The sequence below is a fragment of the Patulibacter medicamentivorans genome (genome assembly GCF_000240225.1).
Taxonomy (GTDB): Bacteria; Actinomycetota; Thermoleophilia; order Solirubrobacterales; family Solirubrobacteraceae; genus Patulibacter; species Patulibacter medicamentivorans.
This window is the reverse complement of the sequence record NZ_AGUD01000024.1, coordinates 1-2,119: the sequence shown is the minus strand read 5'-3', so window position 1 is coordinate 2,119 and position 2,119 is coordinate 1. Positions and strand designations below refer to the sequence as shown.

Annotated in this window: 2 protein-coding genes and 1 pseudogene; 2 read left to right on the top strand and 1 reads right to left on the bottom strand. The window is 77.8% G+C overall.

Annotated elements, in window-relative coordinates; all coding sequences use genetic code 11:
• Window positions 1–1,158, top strand: a 1,158-nt coding sequence (locus PAI11_RS03490) for a CapA family protein (protein ID WP_138974074.1), incomplete at its 5' end; no start/stop codon positions are given.
• Window positions 1,155–1,808: a phosphatase PAP2 family protein gene (locus PAI11_RS03485; protein ID WP_007570885.1), complete on the top strand. Its 654-nt coding sequence runs from the start codon at window positions 1,155–1,157 to the stop codon at window positions 1,806–1,808. The genes PAI11_RS03490 and PAI11_RS03485, both read left to right, overlap by 4 nt.
• A 42-nt stretch (window positions 1,809–1,850) precedes the next feature.
• Here the strand turns inward: PAI11_RS03485 and PAI11_RS26760 are convergent.
• A pseudogene (locus PAI11_RS26760) lies at window positions 1,851–2,119 on the bottom strand (hypothetical protein); the annotation flags it as partial.

Below are 2,119 nucleotides of genomic sequence, written 5' to 3'. Positions count from 1 at the left end.
GCGCTCCGGCGCCGGAGCGCGGTCGCGGTGCTGCTGCTCGCGGTGGTGGCGCTCGGCCTGCGAGCCGCGTCGCAGGGCGGCCCCGGCACCCCGGGCGCGGTCGCCGGCGCCCGTGCCGCGGCCCCCGCTCCGAAGCGCCCGCTCGAGATCACCTGGGTCGGCGACACGACGCTCGGCTCCAGTCGCGGCCTGCCGCCCCAGGACGGGACGACGATGCTGGCCGGCGTCCGCTCGCAGCTCGCCGGCGACCTGGTGCTCGGCAACCTCGAGGGGACCTTCGGCACCGGCGGCGCCACCAAGTGCCCGGCGGCGAAGTCGACGACCTGCTTCGCCTTCCAGGCCCCGCCCCAGAACGCGCGCGCCCTGCGCGACGCCGGATTCGACCTGGTCAGCCTGGCCAACAACCACGCGTGGGACGCGGGCGGCACGGGCATGGCCCAGACCACCCGCGCGCTCGACGCGGCCGGCGTCCGCTACAACGGCCGTCCCGGCGAGATCACGATCCTGCGCGCCCAGGGCCGGACCGTCGCGGTGCTCGGCTTCGCCGCCTACGCGTGGGCCTCGCCGATCAACGACCTGCCCGCGGTCCAGGCGTTCGTCCGCGAGGCGGCGACGAAGGCCGACACGGTCGTCGTCACCTTCCACGCGGGCGCCGAGGGCGCCGGCGCTCAGCGCACGCCCGCCGGCATGGAGACCGCCTACGGCGAGCGGCGCGGCGACGTCCGCGCCTTCGCCCGGGCCGCGATCGACGCGGGAGCCGATCTGGTGGTCGGGGCCGGGCCGCACGTGCTGCGCGGGATGGAGGTCTACCGCGACCGCCTGATCGCCTACTCGCTGGGCAACTTCGCCGGCTACGACAACTTCGCCGTCCACGGGCCGATGGCCCTCAGCGGCATCCTGCGGGTGCGACTCGCCGGCGACGGCCGCGCGCTCGGCGGGCGGCTGCTGCCGCTGCGGCTGGTCGGCAAGGGGCTGCCGGAGCCCGATCCCGCGCGGACCGCGATCGGGCGGGTCGCGTCGCTGTCGGCGGCCGACTTCGGACGGACGGCGGTGCCGATCGACGATCAGGGCCGGCTGCTCGGCGATGCCCGCGGGCGGGTCGCGCCGACCACCACGGTCGACCCCGAGCCGGCGGCCGCGGCGTCCTCGGCGCGATGAGCGAGCCGGCGCCGGCGCCGGCGCCCGACCGCCCCACGGTTCCGGTCGGCTCGGCCGCGATCGTGGCCGCCTGCCTGGTGGTCGTGGTCGCGCTCGGGTTCGTCGTCCGTGGCCACAACGCGATCACCGACGCGGACGCCGACGTCGTGCGGTGGGTCGCCGGCTGGCGCCCGCAGTGGCTGATCTCGGTCGCCAAGGCGGTCACGCTGCTCGGCGACGGCCGGGCCGTGATCGCGCTGCTGGTCCTGCTGCTCGGCGGGCTGCTGGCCACCCACCGGATGGCGTGGCGGTCGGCCCTGATCGCGCCGCTGTCGCTCGGCCTCGGGGCGGCGCTCGTCCCCGCGTTGAAGAACGCGGTCGACCGCCCGCGGCCGCCGCTCTCGCTGCACCAGGTGGTCGAGTCCACCAGCGGCTATCCGTCGGGCCACTCGCTGCAGGCCGCCGCGGCGTGGCTCGCGCTGGCGCTCCTGCTGCGCGCACGCGGACGGCAGCGAGCGGCGATCGCCTGCGTCGCGATCGTGGTCGCGGTCGGGTGCAGCCGGGTCGTGCTCGGCGTCCACAGCCCGACCGACGTGCTCGGCGGCTGGTGCGCGGGGACGGCGGTCGGGCTGGCGGTCGTCTGGTGCGCCGGGCGACGCCGACCGGTGTGACGTTCCGATCGCTGGCCGACCGGAACGTCACATCCGCTGCGCCTACCCCCGCAGCGACGTCCCCCGCGCCACCGCGAGCACCAGCTGCTCGTCGCTGAGGTCCGGCGGGACGCCCCCGACGCGCTGCCGCAGCGCGCCGCCGATCGCGGCCGCCAGCCGCGCCCGCTCGCCCGGGTCGAGCGTGGCGCGACGCTCGGCGAAGGCGCGAGCGGTCGAGCGGTCGTGGTCGGTCAGGCCGGCGGTGTCCAGCCGCGGGGTCGCGTCCGCCGTCGCCGGCTGGGCGCCCCAGGACGCTCCCGGGGCGTCCGCCG